This is a genomic window from Bartonella sp. ML69XJBT, from assembly GCF_028618515.1.
In the GTDB taxonomy this organism is placed as follows: domain Bacteria; phylum Pseudomonadota; class Alphaproteobacteria; order Rhizobiales; family Rhizobiaceae; genus Bartonella.
Window position 1 is genome coordinate 1 of record NZ_JAQITB010000066.1, and the last position, 4,110, is coordinate 4,110.

General features: G+C 47.2%; 1 protein-coding gene and 1 pseudogene. Both read left to right on the plus strand.

Translation table 11 applies throughout. The annotated features are described in order from the left end of the window. Positions 1 to 210, plus strand: a pseudogene (locus PVV68_RS09660) (ShlB/FhaC/HecB family hemolysin secretion/activation protein); the annotation flags it as partial. Between the two features lie 82 nt (positions 211 to 292). Further along, positions 293 to 4,110: filamentous hemagglutinin N-terminal domain-containing protein (locus PVV68_RS09665; RefSeq protein WP_273782980.1), on the plus strand; the 3,818-nt coding region annotated here is incomplete at its 3' end.

The window sequence follows — 4,110 nt, forward strand, 5'->3', positions numbered from 1 at the left end:
TATATGGCGCTTGATCTGGGGGCAGTGGCCAATGATTTAAGCAAAAACAGTTTTGGCGGTAGTTTGGTAGGAGCAACTCTTGGTTTCCATTCAACTGGAGATATTACGGATGTTGATGTGTCATATTCGAATATTTTAATCCAATCGTCCCCAATAGAGCAGGGGAATGCGACAGGGTTGTTTCAAGTGCGGGCATTATTGAGATTTTAAAGAGGCATAAAAATATAGCCTCGTTTTTGACACCCCTTGGGGTGTTTTTTTAAGAGATAAAAAATTTTATGAGGAGCTGAAGATGCGGGGATTGAAAAATAAAAAGCACAAATTGGGATATGGGTATGCGCTAGGGCAGCATGCTCTTGGTGTTTTGCAGCGAGGGGCTCATAAGGGTATTTCTCTCGTTTTAAGTTTTAGTTTAGCTTTTCAACCTTTGTTAGTACAAGCACAGGCAATTGGTGCACAAAGCCCCCCAGTTCAAGAAGCACAAGGGATTAAAGCGGCAGAGGGGGTTGGCTCACTTTTCCGTCCCACTGTGGGGAAAGCCGGCAATGATGTGCCGCTGATTGATATTGTTCGCCCCAATGGACAGGGTCTTTCTCATAACAAATATGACAGTTTCAATGTTGATAGCCATGGCGTGATTTTGAACAATTCGACCAAGGAGGTTTCGCGTTCACAGCTTGGGGGATTGGTGCCAGGCAACGGCAATTTGCGTTATGGCGGTGCAGCAAAGGTTATTCTCAATGAAGTGGTGAGTGCCAATCGCTCGCGTCTTGAAGGCATGAGCGAAGTACACGGGCAAATGGCGGATGTTATTATCGCCAACCCCAATGGGATTACCTGTAACGGTTGTGGCTTTATGAATACACCACGGGTGACTTTATCGACCGGACAACCGATTATTGGAGCGGATGGCGCTTTGAGTGGTTTGCGTGTTGAGGGTGGAGATATCACCATAGGTTCTCGTGGGGCTGATGGGAGTGCATTAGATATTTTTGATCTTGTTTCGCGCAAGATCAGTATCGGGGGTCCCATACAGGTCAAAGGGGATTTGGCTGTTATCGCTGGTCACAATCATTTTGATTATCACAAGCGGGAAGCAACTTCTCTTGGTTCTGATGGCAAAGAGCCAGAATTGGCGATTGATTCCAGTGAGTTTGGTGGAATGTATGCGGGGCAGATCCGTGTGATTGCCAATGATAAAGGCGCCGGCGTTAAGATGCGAGGAGACATGGTTGCCAATGCAGGCGCCATGAGATTGACAAGTGATGGCAAGCTGGTGATTGCCAAAGCACGTGCCAAAGGAGTGATGAAGGCTCACTCCCACCACGATAGTGTGCATGTGAAAGATCTGCTTTTTTCAGAAGAAGCAATTGAACTGAAGGCTTTGAAGCATGTTGAACTGGCTGAGCAAGCTCGCGTTGCGGCAAGCGGTGCTGTTGATGTGCACGCCGATGTGATCAAGCTCCAGTCTCATGCTCTTCTAGCAAGCGGTATTGGGAGTGATGGTCAACAGTCAGCGACGGGTTCTTTGCATTTACAGGCAGGAAAGCTTGATGCGGGGAATGGGCGGATAGCCGCCGGTGATCTTTTAGAGATCCAAGCAGCAACAATTGATCTAAGCCGCATGCAAGACAATGATCAAACAGGGGTTTCTTCCCTTAGCGATCTGACCATTGAAACCAATCAAATCAGCGCTTTAAACAACCATATTGGTGCCAAGGGGAATATTGTACTGAAAGCTGAAGATGCGCTCACTATAGGCGCTGGACATTATAGCGCCGGCGGCTCTCTTTTGGTGGAAGCAGCAGAGCTTACATCACGCGCGCGCTTAGTGGCAGAGCAAAAAGTTGACCTTTATGCGCATCACGGTGCCCTGATCCAAGAAGGCACTGTCTGGTCTAATGGGGAGATAACGCTGGATGCCCATGGTGCCCTCAATCACACGGGTGATATTGTCAGTATGCAGCAGGTTACCTTGACAGCGGGTGGCCTGCTCACAACCGGTCAAGAGAGCACGATTTTAAGTTATGATGTGGTTTTAAGTGCTGATGCTTTAACCCAAGCAGGGACTGTGGAAGCACAAGAGGGAGCATTAACCCTTCAAGTGGGTGATGGGGTCATCAATAGCGGCACAATGCGTGGTGAGAGTGTCGATGCTCATATTGGTGGATTTACAAATCAAGGAACGTTTATTGCAACCGATGATTTGCATTTGATGGTAAGCGCACAAGAAGGCGCCGATCCGCAACAAGCCTTTCTGAAGAATACATCCGAAGGGGTCCTCCAAAGTGGAGGTGCTTTTGTTTTGTCTGCAGGGCAATTAGACAATGCCGGTGTGCTTGGCTCTAGTGGTGATGGGGTTGCTCTCAATGTGAGCGGTGATCTAAGCAATAGCGGGCTGATCTACGCCCAAAAATCCATGGAGGTATCCAGTGATGGTGATTTAACCAACACACAGGGCAGAATGATTGCTGAAGAGGCTCTCACCATTCATGGGCTGAAAGAGACACGTGCTGGTCATGTAAACAATGAAGCAGGTCTTCTCAGTGCTCTTGCTGGTGAGATGACTATTGTAGCCACGTCTTTTGTCAATAAAAGCGCTGGCACAATAAATTCGAACCAACAAAACGCTAGACATGATGAAGGTGCACATGTTTTAGCGCGGGATGGTTTGCGCATTGATGTGGGCAGTTTTGAGAATGTTGATGGTCTCATTTCTACGCAAGGGGCAGTCAATATTGTTGCTGATAGTGTGATCCAAGCAGGGCACATAGAGATTGAGCGTGGTGACCTTCAACTCACAAGCCATGGTGATTTAAGCAATAGCGGCACGATAGAAAGCAATGATACCATTGCTTTGCATGCGCAAACAAATCTCAATCAAACAGGGCGCATTGTTTCTAAAAAGCGGATAGAGCTTTCCAGTGATGGTATATTGACAATGGGTGAGACAAGTGAGGTTGGCGCCTATGATGTGGTATTGAGTGCAGGCATGCTCACCAATGCAGGACTTGTGGAAGCACAAGGGGGGATGCTTAACTTAAACAGCTCTGGTCTTGTAAGCAATCAAGGCATCATGGTGGGGGGTGTTGTTGATGCACAGCTTGGTTTTTTGACAAATTCAGGTCAATTTTTATCTCAAGGGGCTTTTACACTTGTCGCAGCAAATCATGATCCACTATTGGGGCAAACGGCTCTTGTTTTAAATGCTGAAGGTGGGGTTCTCAAAAGTGGTGGCGCTTTTGTTTTGACGACAGATGCGTTGAACAATGCTGGTATCCTTGGTTCTGGTGGTGATAGGGTTGCGCTCGATGTGAGCGCTGATCTGAGCAATAGCGGGCTGATTTATGCCAAGAAATCCGCAACGCTCTCCTTAGACGGGGATTTTATCAATCAGTTTGGCGATGTCATTGCTGAAGACAATCTCATCATCCGTGGCTTAAAGAGAGAGCGGGCTGGTCATGTGATCAACAGTTCGGGTCTTTTAGAAGCTGTTTCAGGCGATATGCGTTTTGATGTCTCAGCACTCACCAACATACGTGAAGGTGGGGTTGAGGTGAGCGATAAAGTGGTCTCTCACCGGTTCGTTGAGGGAAGATGGGAAAAAATTCCAGGTGGTGATAAACACACAAGGATCAAGAAAAATATTGATACTACGATTATTCGTCAGCAGGCACATTTTAAGCATAATGCTGCACAGATTTTGGCAGGACGTCATCTGACAGTGAATGCTGGCGATATCCGCAATAGCTATAGCTTAATTGCTGCTAATGGCAACATTGTAATGCGGGGCGATACGCTGCTTAATGAGGGGCGTGATTTAATCGAAACAACCAAGATTGTAACTAAAACACGCTATAGACATAAAGACTGTAATTTTTTGTCCAATCCAGGGTGTGTGGCACACGGTGCAGACGAATGGGATGGACCTACTTTTGTTGAAACACCCACGCGCACCTATGATGCAGTTTATGGCACGATTGAAGCGGGGGGAACGCTTGATGCCAAGCTGACGGGCTATATTGACAATCATGCGGTGCGTGAAGGGGTGGAGCAAGTTGGCTTAAGCTCTGGTGATAAAGGTTTGGCTGGTGTTAAAAACACCGATTT